General features: G+C 34.9%; 18 protein-coding genes, 2 pseudogenes and 1 other annotated feature. Of the genes and pseudogenes, 6 read left to right on the forward strand and 14 right to left on the reverse strand.

Going from position 1 to position 16,984, the window contains the following annotated elements; translation table 11 throughout:
- Positions 1–5: 5 nt before the first annotated feature.
- Both V3595_RS22365 and V3595_RS22370 read right to left on the reverse strand, forming a co-directional pair.
- Complete coding sequence (locus V3595_RS22365) at positions 6–1,454, reverse strand: aldehyde dehydrogenase family protein (RefSeq protein ID WP_485909679.1); 1,449 nt, start codon at positions 1,452–1,454, stop codon at positions 6–8.
- Complete coding sequence (locus tag V3595_RS22370) at positions 1,441–2,136, reverse strand: aspartate/glutamate racemase family protein (RefSeq protein ID WP_485909681.1); 696 nt, start codon at positions 2,134–2,136, stop codon at positions 1,441–1,443. Before V3595_RS22370 ends, V3595_RS22365 begins: the two co-directional genes overlap by 14 nt.
- A 203-nt stretch (positions 2,137–2,339) precedes the next feature.
- Here V3595_RS22370 and V3595_RS22375 point away from each other — a divergent pair, with 203 nt between their 5' ends.
- From V3595_RS22375 to V3595_RS22385, 3 genes are all read left to right on the forward strand, one after another.
- The gene (locus V3595_RS22375; protein WP_485909683.1) at positions 2,340–3,215 is read left to right on the forward strand and encodes a LysR family transcriptional regulator; all 876 of its coding nucleotides are present in this window, start codon (positions 2,340–2,342) and stop codon (positions 3,213–3,215) included.
- Positions 3,216–3,832: 617 nt separating this feature from the next.
- Positions 3,833–4,912, forward strand: coding sequence for an isocitrate/isopropylmalate dehydrogenase family protein (locus V3595_RS22380; RefSeq protein ID WP_485909685.1), 1,080 nt, complete (start codon positions 3,833–3,835; stop codon positions 4,910–4,912).
- Positions 4,913–5,281: 369 nt separating this feature from the next.
- Positions 5,282–6,154 carry a LysR family transcriptional regulator gene (locus V3595_RS22385; RefSeq protein ID WP_485909687.1) on the forward strand — a complete coding sequence of 291 codons (873 nt, stop codon included), beginning with the start codon at positions 5,282–5,284 and terminating at the stop codon, positions 6,152–6,154.
- 156 nt (positions 6,155–6,310) lie between these two features.
- On the opposite strand, the pseudogene V3595_RS22390 reads toward V3595_RS22385, so the two are convergent.
- Together V3595_RS22390 and V3595_RS22395 are read right to left on the reverse strand one after the other, a co-directional pair.
- A pseudogene (locus V3595_RS22390) lies at positions 6,311–6,422 on the reverse strand (cytochrome c biogenesis protein CcdA); the annotation flags it as partial.
- 1,028 nt (positions 6,423–7,450) lie between these two features.
- Entirely contained in the window at positions 7,451–8,011 is a 561-nt protein-coding gene (locus tag V3595_RS22395; protein ID WP_485909689.1) for a TetR/AcrR family transcriptional regulator, read from the reverse strand.
- Between the two features lie 177 nt (positions 8,012–8,188).
- On the opposite strand from V3595_RS22395, the gene V3595_RS22400 reads away from it, so the two are divergent.
- Entirely contained in the window at positions 8,189–8,962 is a 774-nt protein-coding gene (locus V3595_RS22400; protein ID WP_485909691.1) for an SDR family NAD(P)-dependent oxidoreductase, read from the forward strand.
- 816 nt (positions 8,963–9,778) lie between these two features.
- Here V3595_RS22400 and V3595_RS22405 read toward each other — a convergent pair.
- The 4 genes from V3595_RS22405 to V3595_RS22420 all read right to left on the reverse strand — a co-directional run bounded on the left by V3595_RS22405 (position 9,779) and on the right by V3595_RS22420 (position 12,283).
- Positions 9,779–10,102: a beta/alpha barrel domain-containing protein gene (locus V3595_RS22405; RefSeq protein ID WP_283932810.1), complete on the reverse strand. Its 324-nt coding sequence runs from the start codon at positions 10,100–10,102 to the stop codon at positions 9,779–9,781.
- Positions 10,103–10,149: 47 nt separating this feature from the next.
- The gene (locus V3595_RS22410; protein WP_485909693.1) at positions 10,150–11,025 is read right to left on the reverse strand and encodes an NmrA/HSCARG family protein; all 876 of its coding nucleotides are present in this window, start codon (positions 11,023–11,025) and stop codon (positions 10,150–10,152) included.
- A 70-nt stretch (positions 11,026–11,095) separates the two neighbouring features.
- Positions 11,096–11,252, reverse strand: a sequence feature (16S ribosomal RNA rRNA prediction is too short).
- 138 nt (positions 11,253–11,390) lie between these two features.
- Positions 11,391–11,573, reverse strand: coding sequence for a hypothetical protein (locus tag V3595_RS22415; RefSeq protein WP_485909695.1), 183 nt, complete (start codon positions 11,571–11,573; stop codon positions 11,391–11,393).
- Positions 11,574–11,689: 116 nt separating this feature from the next.
- Entirely contained in the window at positions 11,690–12,283 is a 594-nt protein-coding gene (locus tag V3595_RS22420; protein WP_485909696.1) for a TetR/AcrR family transcriptional regulator, read from the reverse strand.
- Positions 12,284–12,329: 46 nt separating this feature from the next.
- Between V3595_RS22420 and V3595_RS22425 the strand changes: the two are divergent.
- Positions 12,330–12,952 (forward strand): annotated as a pseudogene (locus tag V3595_RS22425) (Tn3 family transposase); the annotation flags it as partial.
- Positions 12,953–13,138: 186 nt separating this feature from the next.
- Here V3595_RS22425 and V3595_RS22430 read toward each other — a convergent pair.
- The 4 genes from V3595_RS22430 to V3595_RS22445 form a co-directional block, all read right to left on the reverse strand.
- Positions 13,139–13,306: a hypothetical protein gene (locus V3595_RS22430; protein WP_485909698.1), complete on the reverse strand. Its 168-nt coding sequence runs from the start codon at positions 13,304–13,306 to the stop codon at positions 13,139–13,141.
- A gap of 173 nt (positions 13,307–13,479) precedes the next feature.
- Positions 13,480–14,139 carry a class I SAM-dependent methyltransferase gene (locus tag V3595_RS22435; RefSeq protein WP_485909700.1) on the reverse strand — a complete coding sequence of 220 codons (660 nt, stop codon included), beginning with the start codon at positions 14,137–14,139 and terminating at the stop codon, positions 13,480–13,482.
- A gap of 182 nt (positions 14,140–14,321) precedes the next feature.
- Positions 14,322–14,612: a DUF5316 domain-containing protein gene (locus tag V3595_RS22440; RefSeq protein ID WP_485909702.1), complete on the reverse strand. Its 291-nt coding sequence runs from the start codon at positions 14,610–14,612 to the stop codon at positions 14,322–14,324.
- Between the two features lie 146 nt (positions 14,613–14,758).
- Positions 14,759–14,968 (reverse strand): hypothetical protein, encoded by a 210-nt coding sequence (locus V3595_RS22445; RefSeq protein ID WP_485909704.1) that lies wholly within the window; start codon positions 14,966–14,968, stop codon positions 14,759–14,761.
- A 472-nt stretch (positions 14,969–15,440) separates the two neighbouring features.
- Between V3595_RS22445 and V3595_RS22450 the strand changes: the two genes are divergently transcribed.
- A complete protein-coding gene (locus tag V3595_RS22450) occupies positions 15,441–15,596 on the forward strand; it encodes a hypothetical protein (protein ID WP_485909706.1) in 156 nt (51 codons plus the stop codon).
- Between the two features lie 134 nt (positions 15,597–15,730).
- On the opposite strand, the gene V3595_RS22455 is transcribed toward V3595_RS22450, so the two are convergent.
- Together V3595_RS22455 and V3595_RS22460 are read right to left on the reverse strand one after the other, a co-directional pair.
- Positions 15,731–16,066, reverse strand: coding sequence for a (2Fe-2S) ferredoxin domain-containing protein (locus tag V3595_RS22455; protein WP_485909708.1), 336 nt, complete (start codon positions 16,064–16,066; stop codon positions 15,731–15,733).
- Between the two features lie 25 nt (positions 16,067–16,091).
- Positions 16,092–16,973 (reverse strand): hypothetical protein, encoded by an 882-nt coding sequence (locus V3595_RS22460; RefSeq protein ID WP_137019476.1) that lies wholly within the window; start codon positions 16,971–16,973, stop codon positions 16,092–16,094.
- Positions 16,974–16,984 lie beyond the last annotated feature (11 nt).

The following is a 16,984-nucleotide window of genomic DNA, read 5'->3' on the forward strand; positions in this document are numbered from 1 at the left end:
CCTCCTTATCCTAATTTAATTCCTACAAATTTAATCTCAGTCATATCTTCGATAGCATACTTGACGCCTTCTTTTCCTACACCACTTAATTTCACGCCTCCGTATGGATAGTTATCCTGGCGATATGTAGAAGTCTCATTAATCCATACTCCTCCCGTTTCTAGCCCGTCAGCAACTCTCATAGCGCGGTTAATATCTGTTGTGAATACACCTGCTTGCAATCCGAACACTGAATCATTAGCCATTGCAATAACTTCCTCTTCTGTATCAAATGGAATAACAGAAACAATCGGTGCAAACGTCTCTTCACATACCACTTTCATGTCTCGAGTAACATCGACAAGGACGGTTGGCTCAAGCAATGTCCCCTCCCGATTACCACCTGTAGCAAGCCTTGCTCCTGCTTTTACTGCTTCAGTAATCCAATCGTGAGCTCGTATCGCTTCCTTTTCACTAATCATAGGACCAATATCTGTGTTTTCTTCCATCGGATTCCCGATCACCAATTTCTCTACTAACGAAACATACTGATCTAAGAAGTCTTGATATACACCTTTTTGTACATAAATCCGTTGTGCAGAAATACAAACCTGTCCAGAAAAAGCAAATGCTCCACGCACTAATCCTGCTGCTGCCGCATTCACATCCCCATCATTGAAAATAATGTTCGGAGAATTTGATCCAAGCTCTAATGTCACTTTTTTCAATCCAGCTTTCTTGCGTAAATCAATTCCTACAGACGGACTTCCAGTAAATGTTACTTTGCTTATACGTGAGTCTGTCACTAAAATATCCCCTACTTCGGAACCGTTTCCAATTACTAAATTTAAAGCCCCTTCAGGCAGTCCTGCTTCTTCAAAAAGGTTAACGAGCATATATGCCGAAAGTGGTGTTTTACTTGCTGGTTTTAAGACGACTGTATTCCCTGCAGCAAACGCAGGAGCTAACTTATGCAAAGCAAGATTTAACGGAAAATTGAAAGGTGTGATGGCTGATATAACACCAATTGGATGACGGCGAACCATACCGATTCGATTTTCTCCACCAATCGCTGCATCCATAGGCACGAGCTCTCCTTCAATTTTTTTCGCTTCATCTGCCGCGAAACGTAGGACTTGTACTGCACGTCCTACTTCTCCTCTCCCATCACGAATTGGTTTCCCTGCTTCTAAGCCAAGAATTCTTGCAAATTCTTCGGTTCTTTCTTCTAACAAGTCAGCTGTTTTACGAAGAATGTCCGCTCGACGATAAGCCGGTATTTTCTTCATCGTCTCATGAAACACTCGATGTGCTGATTCGATTGCTCTTTCGGCATCTTCTTGCGAAGCTAAATTTACTTTTCCAACTACTTCTCCATTAAATGGACTGATCACTTCCATGGTTTTTTCTTCTGTTTGTGTAACTGCTTTACCATTCACAAGTGAAGTAACTTTCATTAATTCAACATTTATCATAAACTATCTCCCTTTTTGATATTTCTTCGATAATCGATTTTACGCTAATTTCAGGACTTGTTAATATAGGTATATCTGTTTTCGTAATATCAATTGTTTCCAATGCTCTTGCCATACTAAATTGTGCAAAAAGAATGACATCACAATCAATAGTTAGTTCTTGTACCTTCCGATGGATTAACTCATCATGTTTCGTACGATCCCCATTTTGTAATGCCTTGAATGCTTCTGGGATAATAACCGTTTTAATCGAGACATCCTTCTGTCTATTTGAAGAGATTTTTTTCAGTATTGTCGTTGTAGTTGGGCCAGCTGCTTCTACTGTAGCAATGACACCAATCCGAGTACCCATTCCCACTGCTTTTTCCAACATACTTAAATCTGCACTTAACATTGGTAAGTCAAATAAGTGGCTAATTTCTGCAACTACTGGAGTAAATGATGAACAAGTTAGTAGGATACCATCCACACCACTCATCACAGCTTTTTCTACTAAGTTCAATAAACGTCGAGCCATACCTTTTGTAACAATTCCTGTTTCATTTAATTCAAAAATAAGACTTTCATCCATAAAATTCACCAGTGTAACTTGTGGTGCATGAACTTGAAAAGCATCTAAAATTGGCTGAACTGAGTTCATCGTCGCATGGATAAGCCCAATTCTATAATCTTGACGTGACAATTTACTACCTCCTGATTTAATATTGAATTCGCTTCCAAATGTTTTTCAATTAAATAAAGACTTTGAGTTTTTTTGAAAACCATTTGAAAATAAAAGCTATCATTGGTGTAAAATAAATGTATTATAATTATAGAAATAAATAAAATATTGATTTTCTATAATTTTCAATAGATATTTTCTATTTCAAAGGAAGGGATTTCCTCATGGATAAAAAAGACTGGCTTATTTTGAAGAAAGTTTACGCTGAAAAAAATATTACAAAGGCAGCTGAGCTCCTATATATTTCTCAACCTACCTTAACGTATCGCTTACAACAAATTGAAAAGGAATTTGACATTAAACTTTTTTATAGAGGAAGAAGAGGCGTTGTTTTTACAGAACAGGGGGAATTATTAGTTACATATGCTGAAGATATGCTTAAACAGCAGCAGGACATTGTAGAATTGCTGTGGAATTCTGGAAATGAAGCACGTGGAACATTACGGTTAAGTGTTTCAAGAACATTTGCTTTTTATCGACTACCACAAATTCTAAAAGCTTTTAATGAGAAATTCCCTAAAGTTGAATTTCATGTTAATACAGGTGTAAACATAGACGTAGTTCAATCCATTTATAAACAGGATGCACATATTGGTATAGTGCGAGGTGAGCACAATTGGCCAAGTAACAATATAACTTTTTCAGAAGAAAACATTACTATACTCTCATCCCAAGAAATTGACTTAATAGACCTTCCCTCCATGCGAAGAATTAGTTATAAGACTGATCCTACCTTGGAAATGGTCATAGACAACTGGTGGAAAGATAATTTTTCTAAACCTCCAATCAGCAATATGAATGTTGATAATGTCGAAATAGCCAAAAGAATGGTTCTTAATGGATTAGGTTATTGTATAGCACCCAGTATTGTATTAGAGAAAAACGATAAGTTACACAAAATTTTCCTTAGTGATACAACTGGCTCTCCAATCGTATGGAAAACACGCATCTTATATCGAGAAGAATTACTCGAGTTAGGAATGGTAAAAGAGTTCGTCCATTTTATTCAGGAATATCATCGAAATTACTCTGAAAACTAATATCTCGAGAGACCTTTGTTGTTAAATTCATAAGAATTTCCTATCATATATTAATTTATAAATTGCATAGCTATCTACTCCTCTTCTACCTTTACTTTAATTAAAGAAACACACGTGTTACAAAAAACAATTGAACATTTTTTTCCAAGATGCTTAATATTAATGCGCATAAAGCTTTAACGACCATATTCTTGATGCCTTTCTGATCGGAAATTTTCATAATCATACTAGTCATTTTCGGTCGGTATGAATGACTAGTATGATGTTTTTTTGAGTTACGCATATTTTTTACTTAAAGGTTCATTTTTAATATAGGACTGAAAAAATGAACAAGATACTTCTTGTAAATAGAAACCTATCATCTGACTATAAAAGGATAAGATATATAATACTTCATGCCACTTAGGTAATAACTATACAACAAGGAGATATTAACACTTAAAGTGAATAAAAAGTCATTTTAATAATTAAGAAATAGAAAAATTCAATCTAAAAATATAAAAAAAAAATATTTTATTAATTCCTAAGTTTATATTACATTAATATTATAAAGTTCATACACTTCTAAGAACTCTTAGATTATTACCATACTTTATAAGAGAGAGGAATGTTAAGAAATGACTGTTTATCGTCTTGGAGTACTAGCTGGTGATGGAATTGGTCCCGAAATTGTAAGCGCTACAGTGGAAGTATTTAAAACTGCTGCATATAAGGTTGGAGTTGAAATTGAATGGATTGACTTACCTATGGGATGGGAAGGAATTAAACAACACAACGACCCTCTTCCAAAGGTAACTACAAATGAGTTGGAAAACACTCATGGATGGATACTTGGTCCACATGATTCTGCTGCCTATCCACCTGAGCATAAAGTGAAACTCAATCCAAGTGGAGCACTCCGCCATACCCTTGATTTATTTGCAAATATTCGTCCAGCTAAAACTATGCCAGGTATATCGAGCGTTGTGGGAGAAGCTGATTTGATTATTTTCCGCGAAAACACGGAAGGATTTTACGCAGACCGAAACATGTTTGCCGGTCATGGAGAGTGGCAAATTACGGAGGATGTAGTTGTCACATCGGGTGTGTTTACAAGGAAAGCCGTAGAACGAATTGCTCATTCAGCTTTTAAGATGGCCATGAAGCGTCGTAAAAAAGTAACAATTGTCCATAAAGCTAATGTTCTCCGATTAAGTACAGGCTTATTTTTAAAGGTGTGCCGTGAAGTAGCCGAACAATATCCTGATGTTACAGTAGATGACTATCATATCGACGCAATGGCTGCTCACTTAGTCCGTCGGGCTAAAGACTTCGATATAATCGTAACAGAAAATATGTTCGGAGATATCCTTTCTGATTTAGCAGGTGAACTTGTAGGAAGCCTAGGGTTAGCACCTTCTATCAACTCAAATGAAAATCTGGCTATGGCTCAGGCAGCCCATGGTTCTGCCCCAGATATTGCAGGCCTTAATATAGGAAACCCAACAGGTATTATGCTTTCAACAGTAATGTTAATGGAATGGCTTGCCGAAAGACATAATGATGGAAAAATAGAAGAAATTGGTAAATTAGTGGAACAAGGTCTTTATCAATCACTTAAAGACGGGATAAAAACAAAAGACTTAGGTGGTAATGCCTCTACTTCTGAATTTGCAGAGGCTATTTCGGAAAGAATCAATCAAACAGTTTTAAATTAATATCATGATTCACACTTCCCGGTTCTTTTCAAAGGTACAACTTTTGTAAAGTCCGGGATTTACTTATAGTAGCTTTAGGTATAGTTTGATCAAATCGATATTAACACCCTCTAAAAACGGACAAAAAAAGAGCGTGTTTTGAAAAAGATTGATTTAACCAAGCTCTTAATATATTCTAAGCATCATTCTTTTATTAAAAAGTTTGATCATTTTTTGTCCCTTCTACAACTAACTCCGTTTGACGAAGATTAACTTATTCCAAAATAATCTTTAGATAATGAATCATATATTAATATAAAAAAGTCATAATAGAAATACTATAATTAATTATTACAGATTTCTATATCAAGGGAAGGATATGACATAGATATGGATTATAGAGACTGGGAAATAATAAAAGTTCTTTATCACCAAAAGAATATTACGAAAGCAGCTCAGGTTTTGTTTATCTCTCAACCAGCTCTTACAAAAAGAATGAAACAAATAGAGGAAGAACTTGGTGTGAAATTATTCAATCGTGGTAGAAGAGGTGTTCATTTTACTCCTCAAGGTGAGTACTTAGCTGCTTGTGCTGAGGAAACTCTTAAGTATTATCTAAAAGTAAAAGATAATTTAAGCAGCATAAGTAATGACTATGCAGGTACACTAAGGCTAGGAGTTTCTAACTTTTTCACTAAATATAAACTTCCTTTTATTTTAAAATTATTCCAAGAACAGTATCCTCGTGTAGAGATCAAAGTAATGACTGGCTGGAGCAGTCAGGTTTATAAAGCTATCTATAATCAAGATGTTCATATTGGATTTGTTCGAGGAGATTATAATTGGAAAGAGCAGAAACACTTATTATTTGAAGAAACTATGTGTATAGCCTCAAAAGAAGCTATTGATGTGAACAATCTTCCTAATATGCCAAGAATTGAATATAAAACTGACTATGTATTAAAATCTCTAGTTTATAATTGGTGGACAAAGAATTATATACAAGAACCATTAATAAGTATTGCAGTCGATCAAGTGGATACTTGTAAAGAAATGGTGATAAATGGGTTAGGTTATGGTATTTTACCTAGTCTAATACTCGATGGGATAGAAGGCTTACATAAAATTGATTTAACAGATTCAAAAGGAGAGCCTATTTTACGTCGAACCTGGATGTATTATCATCAACAATCCTTAGAGTTAAATTTAGTGAGGGCATTTGTCAATCTTATAGAAGATTTAAATTTAAATGAAAATAAATAGCATTAGGGAAATTACTAACGATTTCTAGCCTGTTAATATAAACAGATTTAGTAATCGTTTTTTTATTTAGTAAAGCTAAACTGGATTTATCCCCCTAAAAGGTATGAAGTATTGTCTTCCGATTTAATTTTCTACTATCTTCTTTTAACTCACTAACTGAAAAGCCTGTAATATAAGATAAAAATGCAGGATATAAAGGCAAACAACACGGAGATATAAAAGATAATACCCCTGCACCGAAAGAAAAAAAATGTTTAAGTCTTCCAATCCAATTTCCTCCTATTTTGTTTTTTCTCACATGTATATTTTACCATATATTCCTGTGTTTTCCTGAACTATCCTACCTGCATAAAGAAAAAGCTGCCTTAAAGACAGCTCCGATCTTAAGCTAACGCACCTGATAGTTTAAGTAGAATCCTTCACAACCTCTTCTACACCTTAATATAAATTCAATTTAAATGTGTTGCTCCAGAATCTGATTGATTTAAAAACGACGCCTTCTTATTAAAGAAAAGCGCCCTTTAATTGAATAAACCACTGATTATTTTAGCTTTTTTTATAGAAAAGAAAATGTAACTAAAGCCCTCGTTTGTTTATAAGATTATACTAAGCAGAAATACTTGGGAAGAAACATTCAAGTTTGCAAATTATTCCTCAGTGATAGAAATGCATTGTATTACTTAAGTATTAATAATAAAAAGGTGCCTTTTAAATTTAGATAATAAATTTCTAAGGCACCTTTTAATCATTTCCTTTAATATGAAGTTTTCAATGATAAATCATCTACCATCAATAAAAACGACTCACTAGTTGAGAGATTTCAATCTTAATATAATATTCAGTCCATTATCATGTCCGCATAGATTTGTTTATTGAACTCCCATTTGGTTCATAAATATCAGTAAGATGAGTAACTAATAATCTAGTCGAACACCGAGATTTAAGAATAAATTTTTTTAGATTTTTGATGAATGTTATTTTTCCAAGAAAATTTCATGACTCTCTACCCAGCATTTAACCAGTATATTCCACGATTGGAATTACCCCATTTAATGAATACAAGTTTTAGCACAGTAATAAGCATTTTGGTAAGACAAAGTCATTCTATAATACTGATAGGTTTCTGGCAGATTTTTTGCTACCCCTTGTTCAACTATCCTGCCAATATAGAGACATAAGAAAAAGGCTTCCCTTTGATTTAAGGAAAGCACCCTATTGTTTAAGTACATTTCTTCACAAGCTTAGACGAAATTATATTATACTTAGTAAATAAAAAAGACATTTTAGTCGCAAGAATTAGTTATCAAATTCTCCTAAAGGAAACAAAATAGATTTGGTAAGCCATAAACTCATTTCTGTTACTGTTTCCTTCATACCATTTTCTAACCAAAAAAGAATAATTCCAACAGCCCCGTTTGCCATATAGGTTGCTTCCCAAATACTTTCCCTAAAATGAAAGATCTTGGTAATAATCTCTTTCGTAAAACGCTCACGAAATTCACTTTCAGTTAACATTTTCTTGTAAATAGAGGATTGTTTCTCTATATGTTCAAACATGGCAACATGTGAATCAATTGGTTTATTTAAGTTTTTGAAATCATTTACAGCTGCTTGGTAGGAATATTTCGGCTGTTTCAATGATTCTTTCAGTTCACTCAAAATATCATTTTGGAATTGAGTCAATATATCCTGTTTATCAAGAAAATGAAGGTAAAAGGTTGAACGATTGACCTCTGCCTTCCTTACAATTTCACGAACTGTAATAGTTTCATGCCCCTCTAAAATAATCAAATTTGCCAGTGCGTCCATAAGTAGCCTACGGGTACGAGTCACACGAGGATCAACTACACTTTTCAACTTACATACCTCCAAGAATTATAATTATTCATCGACACTATTATCATAAATGTACACTATACAACATTCCTATAAATATTGATGATTGAAGAAATCGCTTTCGAATTATAGGATAATTTATAGACAAACTGTTGTCTATATCAGTATATAAAATTTATTCCAGAGGAGGAAATAGATATGGGAAGAATGGAAGGTAAAGTGGCAATTATAACTGGTGCTGCTAGTGGGATGGGACTAGCCGGTGCTCAATTATTTGCAAAAGAAGGAGCAAAAGTAGTTGCTACTGATGTTGTTTTCGATGTTTTAGAAGAAAAAGTGAAGGAAATCGTTTCAAATGGAGGCGATGCGATTGCGCTACGCTTAGATGTTTCAAGCCCTGAATCTTGGCAAGAAGTAGTAGATAAAACTATTGAAAGTTATGGTAAAGTTGATGTATTAGTTAATAACGCTGGTATTCACATTGCAAAAGGGATATTGGAAGCTGAACTAGATGACTGGAATAAAGTTATGAATATTAATACTACTGGTGTATGGTTAGGAATGAAAGCTGTTATTCCAAATATGAAGGAAAATGGAGGAGGTTCTATTATTAACACTTCTTCAATTGCTGCTATCACTGGTGGATTTGGTGATGGTCATGGTGCTGCTTATAGTGCATCCAAAGGTGCGGTTCGTTCATTAACAAAACACGCAGCTCAATGGTTTGGAGAATACAATATTAGAGCAAATTCAGTCCATCCAGGTGCTATTTATACCGGTATGGTTGAAAAGACTGGTATTAAATCACAAGAAGAAATGGGTGCACTTTATGATGGAAGATCAGCTTTAAAACCTTATGCTGGAGAAGCAATAGATATAGCAAACGCTTATTTATATCTAGCATCGGATGAATCCAAATATGTAACTGGTCAGGAAGTAATTGTAGACGGTGGTTGGACTACTCGTTCATAATAAAATTAAGCTGAACCTTTAAATATAAGGTTTCAGCTTATTATTCTGTTATCCTCAAAAATATTGCTCATAGGAATAAAATCAATCATCTTACTATCCTTTCCAACTTCCTATAATTGCAAATTTCATAAAGTTAGAAAAAGATTAACACTAAGAGGCTTCCAACCTTACTATTGGGACGGCTTCTTTTTTATTAGTTTGTGAAGAAGTGTACTTAAACTAACCTGCCCCGATAGTTCCATAAGGGGTACCACCAGCAAAACGCGAAAAAAACACGCTAAGGATTAAGTTCATTCAGAAAAGTTATTTCAAAAAGTACTTTAAAGAAATTACATATGTCAAAATGAGATAATTCACCTTTTGACATACAGATTAGAGCTATTATTCTACGTGTCATAAAGTGTGCTTTTTGACAGTAATCACAACGTTTCATTACTGTTGTTTAAAAACCTTAGTCATGAGTATTCCATTAAAGGGCCATATTACGGAATAAAACGTTTAAAGAAAATTGGTATAATGAATAGTTTGCGAAAACCTTCACTTAAGCTAACTGGAGTTTAGTTGAAGATGAAATGACATAAATTTATTTAATAAATAGTGGGTTTTTAAATAATAAATTTCGAAAACACTCATAGTTATTTATCCGAAAGGTCATGGAGGAAAAATGAAGAAAGTAATAAACATGATTAATCCAAGTTCGAAAGTGACTGGTGTGTCGTTACTTAAATTGAAAAAAACAACGAACAAAAAAACAAAATGGGAAAGGAGTCACGGCTCCTTTCCCATTTTGTCATCAGCCCCCATAGGACTATTTTTTTATTTACCAATATTAAACCATGGCATTGTTTGAATAACATTCCATAGTTTTTCTGGAATGCTAAGCTGGTCTAGTTTCGAAACATTCAACTCAGAAGCTATCTCGGCTTCACGTCCATTTGCGACCTTTTCTACCCAATCAGGGTTCATAATTAACGTATACCCAATGGCAACTAACGGCAATCCTAATTCCATAGTTTTAAGAGCATCATCCGGTGTTATTATGGAACCAGCAGCCATCACTGGTACCTTACCGTTTGCTCTTTCAAGAATTAATTCAAGCCATGTTTTTTCATCTTGACTATCTACTGGCTTTGAAGACATATCAAATGAGGAAAGGATCGTTTTCCGAGCTCAGACCCGGTAAACAATCACTGTTGGTCTATCCACACGTCAAAAGTTACTAATTCACTGGTGGCAATTTCTTTTGCCGCCTCTATTCTTCTTTCCGAACCTGGCCCCATGTATGTGTATTTTTCCCAATATCCAAACATTTCTGCCATTTCCTTTGCTCCTTCAAAAAAAGTTGAAAACACTTCAGCCGGCACCTGTGAAAAACTGTACTCTTTGCCGTGCCTTTTATAGGCTTCGAGAATGTCGTTGAAACTATTCAGCTCTGTTGCCAATGAAAGGTAATTGCCGTTTCCAGCTTTTTCGGGCTGCGAAAATGCACCCGCGACTACTTTTCCCATATCATTGATGTCCGACCAATGGATCACTTTTTTTGTCGGATCGATCGACAGCGTCCAACCGGTTGTGCCATCTTGTTTTGCCTGTGGTGCAAGCCGTCCGACAAGATTTTGATAATAGAATGGAGCTTGAACAAATGTTGAGTATTTAAACCCTGCATTTTTCACCAATGCATCGACCTTAGATTTGTTGGTAAAATGAGGAACGTCGAATTCACCATTACTTATGGATTCAACATCAGGAAGTGTTGACCAAATAAAATGCTGCACTCCTGTTGCCTTTGCTGCTTCAACGGCATTTTTACCTTGAGCAATTTCGTCTGCACCTTCCCAAAAGTTGGTTACCACAAATACGCCATAAGCATCCTTAAAAGCATCTTCTAACGAATGTAGATCGTTTAAGTCTGCATATACCGATTCATTTGCCTTGCCAGAATATTTTTCCAGATTACGGGTTACTGCTCTTACATTAAAAGCACCTTCATTTACAAGGGCATTTACAACACCCTTACCTTGTGAGCCTGTCGCTCCAATCACTACTATTGTCTTGTTTTCCATTTTGTCTCCTTTTGCAGTTTACGTGTTACAACACGAATTTGATTAAAAAGTTTTAGTTCTGCTCGTCGTACAGGTTTTCGAAAAGGTCCGCTTCGCCACTGGTGTTCCTCCACATCTCTACGCATTTCACCGCTACACGTGGAATTCCACTTTCCTCTCCTGCACTCAAGCCATCCAGTTTCCTCTGCGTACACGGGTTGAGCCCATTTATGAACAATTTAACTTACTCTAAGCATCACCACCTTATAAAATCAAATGATCTTAAATATCTTCAACTCATTATTTTCTTTAATGGATTTCGAATAGCCGCCTTTTGCTGCTCGAAGGTCTGTGCAATGGACAACGTATGATCATAGGTTATTCGCTTATACTGCTCTTCCTTCAATCCCTAATACGAAAACTCCAAGGCAGAAGAAGCAGGAATCGAACTCTGTAACCTTATGCTGATCTGTGCGTTTTCTCCCGATCGTCAGTAATTGTTTGACTTCGTCATCCAATATATGTTTAATCGAACGTTCGTTTATTTTTAAATAAAAAAATAATCCCAATTTTTTTTATCGATTCTGTTCGATTCAGTAATAAACGATCGTTCGGTTAAAATTAAGCACTCTTTCAGAGGGATTTGTTTTTCCTTCTGGAAAGTTGCTCCCTCTGAAGTTTCAAATTAAGCTTTTAAAGCATCCCATGTCATTTGAACTAATTCGTTCAAGTTATCCTGTTTTAACTCTATCCGACCGCCAAAATAATCTTTAACATATTGCATAGCCGGGAGAAACATGAACATATGGAGCAGGTTCGTATCCACTTGTTTGAAAACATTTTGACTCTTGCCTTTTTCAAGTAAGCTAAAGATCGGCTCAAACAATTCTAGTCCTTCTTTTCGAGATAACTTATGGAGGAGAGGTGAGTTTGCAAATTGCTCAATAAACAAAAAATCATCTTTATTGGTCAAAATATAGTTTGTATACTTTTTCAACGCGTGTTCGAAAGCTGATTGTAACGGAATAGAGTCATCGTAATTATGAAGCAATTCTAGACTCATCTTCTTTTTAACATTCAAATACAATTTATTCAGCATATCCTCTTTGTTTTCAAAGTAGACGTAAATCGTTGAAGAAGATACGCCGGCCTTTTTCGCAATCTTGGACATCGAAGTTTCTGATAAACCATGTTCATTTATCAGTTGAATTGCTGCATTAAAAATGCTCTCGCTTTTATTTTCATCTTTATATCTCATACCCGTATAGTAAACGATCATTCGATTAAGGTCAAGTCGACAGTCTCACCCTGCTATAACCGAGACTGATTTGTCAGATTCAAAACTCTATGTCATCGGAAAACCTAGCGATTTTCCTAAATTAGAGAACCTTTTACGCGGTCAAATAGATATGAAGGTTATACGTGGAAATTATGATGATGTTTTACGTCTGGCACATTCTATTCGGGAGGGGAAAGCATCTGGTGCGCTCATTATGGGTAAACTTGGTTCCTATGCTCGGCAGAACAAGGTTGCTAAGGCACTTAGAGAAATGGGAAGAATTGAAAAGACGATCTTTATGCTAGATTACATCTCAAACGAATCGATGCGCCGCCGCATCCAACGTGGGTTAAACAAAGGAGAAGCAATGAATGCTCTAGCTCGAGCCATCTTCTTTGGAAAACATGGAGAACTGAGAGAACGCACTCTGCAGGATCAATTGCAACGTGCAAGTGCTTTGAACATCTTGATTAATGCAATTAGTTATGGAATACAGTTTATCTAGGCAAAGCTACCGAATTACTACAAAGTAAAGGATTGTTACGGGAGGATTTATTAAAGCATATATCCCCATTAGGATGGGAACATATTAACTTCCTTGGAGAGTATCGCTTTGATCCAAAAGGAGTTACCAACTTAGAATCATTGCGGTCTTTAAATCAAGAATAGTTCTAAAGCCGATTACATCCTTAACGTGGTGAAAATCGGCTATTTTTGTATCTAGATCCCCTTAACGTTGTAAATCCGCGTTTTGCTGACGGTACCCCCATAAGAAAAAGCTGCCTTAAAGACAGCTCAGATCTTCAGCTAACGCACCCGTTAGTTCAACAAGGATTAAAGTTTATGAAACCCCTTTCAACTTAGAGAAAATATCCATGCTGCTATTAATAATATAAAAAGAATTATAGCAACAATCATCATTTCTAAATTAGTCTCTTTATTATTTGTTTCTTTTTTCATTTTCTTTCTATACTCATGCTGAATTTTAAATGTAGGTCTTTTATTTTTTTTGCTTCTATCCATATTTGCCCCCTATTTGTTCCTTGATTATTCAGACGGTGTTAAAAATAAGTCTTAATGAACTAAGCACCTGTTAGTTCATTAAGAATATTTTTTTACATTCAAAAGGCCACCAATAGATGGCCCTTTCTGGAATTAACACAGTTATTATTAGTGTAATAAAAATGACATCTTTTCTAAGGCTTTTGTGACATTATTTCTAATGTGCTATGGAAATGAGGTTGACCGTGTGAAATGTCCAAAGAGTATGACTGAGACAAGCTTATCATTTTATAATCCGCAAAAAAGCCTTCTAATTCACTTCTTGTAAAATAATGAAGAAACATATTTAAACGTTCATTATAAAACGTGTGCTCTGCTAACTGTTCATACTTCTCTGGAGCTTTCTTTCTACCTGGTTCTTTATCATCAAAGACATTAATATATACCAGCCCATTTTTAAGTAACCCATTTTTCACCTTTTCGATAATAATTTTAATATCATCATCAGGAAAAAAATTAAGTACATTAGAAAGTATGATTAAAGAATATTTATTTGGTTCAATCTCAAAAGAAGTAATATCTTGAACTTTAGCTTTAACATTCAAATTGTGCTCTTTTGAAAGTTCCAAACATCGTTCTACTGCTGTTTCCGAAATATCAATACCCTCAACAGCAAATCCCTGTTTAGCGAAAAAAAGGGCATTTCTTCCTTCTCCAACACCTATATCTAAAACCTCTCCGTTTTCAGGAAGCATTTCAACATATTGAGATAAGATACTATTAGGTTTGAATCCCCATAAACTATCAACATTTTTATATTCTTTCTCCCATATATTTTGTTTTATTTTTGTCACCCTACCTTTAACCTCCCCCAGTAATCCCAAAATCTTTACCTACATTTTACCACTAATACCACAATACCCCTTCAACTACCATGCCTCAATGGTTCCATAAGAAAAAGGCTGCCTCAGCAACCTCCCTTATTGAAGTAAAGCACCCGTTAGTTCATTATGAAAAGGAATTTTAGTTTTTTTCATTAGTTCATTACAAAATAACTAACCATTGCGATTAATAAATTCGGTAATCCAATCAATAAAATTGTATTAGTCATTGAAAATCTTTGTTTTCTATCTTCTTTTGATTCAGATTGTAAATTTCTTCCTAACCTATCTCCATCAACAAATGCTCCAGAAAACAATGCACTTATTATTAGTGAGATTAATGCGACCACTCCAGTAATTTTATACAATAAAGTGAAATCACTCAAAAACACCGAAATGAGCAGGGCTACCACTACAAGGCCTATTCCTACCAGAATTTTTTTCATTAACAACACATCCTATATGATTTGTTTTTTAATAAAATTCCGGCTTACCCTTTCCAAATTATAACATCTCCAGATTTTTAAAAACACATTAAATCTCCTTTAACTTAAGCAACTAACCTGCCCCGTTAGTGATCAACAATTTTATTTCATAAAGAGTGTTTGATACTTTTTCTGGTGTAAAAAGCAAGCAGAAAAGGAATCAAAGGCAGGAGTGCAACCAGTCTGAACCAACTATTTCCACCGAGGAAATATAGTGATGGTGGGACAAGTGCAATTCCACTTATTAATAATGCTTTCCAAGATTTTTTCCATAAACCCCATATAAAAAAAGCAATGAAGCTCCAATCAATAGCCAAAAAACAAGACCCACCCAAAAGAAGCCCATTTATTTTCCTCCTGTATTCTTTTGTCTCAACTTCTATATAATATTCGATGTTTTTTATTGGATTCCTAATTAACTATCCTGCCCCTTTAGTTCCATAAGAAAAAGCTGCCTTAAAGACAGCTCCAATCTTCAGCTAACGCACCCGTTAGTTTAAGTGTATTAAATCACAAACTTAGCTGGTTTTGTTTAATAAGAAAGATGTGCTCAAAACTCATTTTCATTAATTACAGGAATGCTGCCCCGATAGTGCCATAAAAAAGGAGCTGTTTGAAGCACTCCCTTATTGAAGTAAGGCACCGAAGAAGAACAAGATAATTACTAATATAAGGACCATTAATGAGTTACTAAAGGCAAGAATTATTTTTTTAAAATAAATAATACGTATTTTCCTTATACTTGCGCATATTAAAAACAATAACATTTGAAAGCGAGATGGATACGTAATGTCTAAACAAGGGATAAAAAACAAGGCTCAAACGAGAGAGCAAATCGAGAAACAGGATAAAAGAAATGATGTTGAATTAGGTAATGAATTTCAAATTGGAAACACAAGTTCACAGAGCCAAAAAAAAAGTGGACGTCAAGTAAATAAAAATTAACCTCGATCTTTCGGGGTTATTTTTTCCAATACATTTTTACTAATTATTTCTTATGCACCTAATCAGCCCCAATAGTTGCATAAGAAAAGCGCCCTGTTATAGAGAAACGCCTTTTTCGATATAGAAATAAGATGTTACAGTTCACTTTCATGGTCCTTAAATGTTTTCCCATCATGGTAGTAAAGTTCAGAGCCTAAATTAACATTTCTTTCTTCTTTCAATTGACGAATAAGCTCTTCACTTTTTGTTTTATTCATTTCTTTATACCAGGTTCCTTGTGGGTATAGAACTGCAATCGGACCATGCTTGCATTGGCCATTACACAATGTTTTTGTTGTGTGAATCTCTTTTTGCAGATCTAAGTTTTTCAATTCGCCCCTAATGGTCTCTGTTATTTCTTCTGCTCCATTTTTCGTGCATGTTTTCCCATTGCAAATTAATAGATGTTTACTAACCCCATCTAAGTTCATAAAAATTCCCCTTTGTTCTTCGATTTTATTTGACCTCTATAACAAATGGATAGCTATTGACTTTACCATCAAATTTAAATTCTCCCCACACTTTGTAGATCCCAGGCTTATCAAATTTTGTTTCAAATTGTGTCTGTTCTTCTGATGTAGGGTGCACATGAACAAATTTCTCACCCTTATCATCTAAAATAACAACATGGCCCAAAGCCCCCAGATAGGGCTCTGGAGTAATCCCTTTCGTATCAAAACTTAACGTAACATCTTTGTTTATTCCTAGCTTTGTAGTGTTTAATTCAACTGTCTTTTCATTGATTGTTTTTGTTAAGTTTTTATCAACCTTAAGTGGATTTTCCTTAAGTTCACTATGACCTTTCCCTACGTGCAGCCCTATCGGACTAACCTGATAGGCAAGGTTTTTTGGTTTAATATCAACAAACGCTTTATAAGTGTTTTCAGGTAAGTCGAATTTCAGAGTATAAACGCCATTTCCTTTTTCCTCAGGATGTAAATGATAATAATCTTCTAAGTCGGCACTTACAATAATTAAATGCATAATCTTTTCATGTGAAGTTTCTAATTCAGGTGAATTTTGATCTTTATCCTTCACATCTATAAAAATTAAACCTTTTTCATAATTTACGTTTGTGACCACTTCACTTTCTAATTGATCTACATGATCTGAATGCCCGGAATCCTTACCACCACTTCTTTGGCTAATATGATTATCTTTATGTGCTTGCTCATTAATAGATTCTTTTTCCTCGTTACCATTTGTTTTTGCCTCATCATGGGTATCCGTGTGATCGTTATTACTGTCCAAGCTTGCATATACGGTATATCCGCCAATTACTAACCCGAGATAAACAATGGCTGAAATCGCCCAGGTTACAATGTTTTTTTGTTTCATAAAAACACTCC

It is taken from the genome of Bacillus sp. CFBP9009 (assembly GCF_036541465.1).
GTDB lineage: Bacteria > Bacillota > Bacilli > Bacillales > DSM-1321 > Peribacillus.

Excerpts from the sequence above, each read along its gene's own strand:
- V3595_RS22365 (WP_485909679.1), bottom strand. The coding sequence starts at position 1,454 with ATGATAAATGTTGAATTAATGAAAGTTACTTCACTTGTGAATGGTAAA.
- V3595_RS22375 (WP_485909683.1), top strand. The coding sequence starts at position 2,340 with ATGGATAAAAAAGACTGGCTTATTTTGAAGAAAGTTTACGCTGAAAAA.
- V3595_RS22380 (WP_485909685.1), top strand. The coding sequence starts at position 3,833 with ATGACTGTTTATCGTCTTGGAGTACTAGCTGGTGATGGAATTGGTCCC.
- V3595_RS22385 (WP_485909687.1), top strand. The coding sequence starts at position 5,282 with ATGGATTATAGAGACTGGGAAATAATAAAAGTTCTTTATCACCAAAAG.
- V3595_RS22400 (WP_485909691.1), top strand. The coding sequence starts at position 8,189 with ATGGGAAGAATGGAAGGTAAAGTGGCAATTATAACTGGTGCTGCTAGT.
- V3595_RS22405 (WP_283932810.1), bottom strand. The coding sequence starts at position 10,102 with ATGTCTTCAAAGCCAGTAGATAGTCAAGATGAAAAAACATGGCTTGAA.
- V3595_RS22410 (WP_485909693.1), bottom strand. The coding sequence starts at position 11,025 with ATGGAAAACAAGACAATAGTAGTGATTGGAGCGACAGGCTCACAAGGT.
- V3595_RS22420 (WP_485909696.1), bottom strand. The coding sequence starts at position 12,283 with ATGATCGTTTACTATACGGGTATGAGATATAAAGATGAAAATAAAAGC.
- V3595_RS22430 (WP_485909698.1), bottom strand. The coding sequence starts at position 13,306 with ATGGATAGAAGCAAAAAAAATAAAAGACCTACATTTAAAATTCAGCAT.
- V3595_RS22440 (WP_485909702.1), bottom strand. The coding sequence starts at position 14,612 with ATGAAAAAAATTCTGGTAGGAATAGGCCTTGTAGTGGTAGCCCTGCTC.
- V3595_RS22450 (WP_485909706.1), top strand. The coding sequence starts at position 15,441 with ATGTCTAAACAAGGGATAAAAAACAAGGCTCAAACGAGAGAGCAAATC.
- V3595_RS22455 (WP_485909708.1), bottom strand. The coding sequence starts at position 16,066 with ATGAACTTAGATGGGGTTAGTAAACATCTATTAATTTGCAATGGGAAA.
- V3595_RS22460 (WP_137019476.1), bottom strand. The coding sequence starts at position 16,973 with ATGAAACAAAAAAACATTGTAACCTGGGCGATTTCAGCCATTGTTTAT.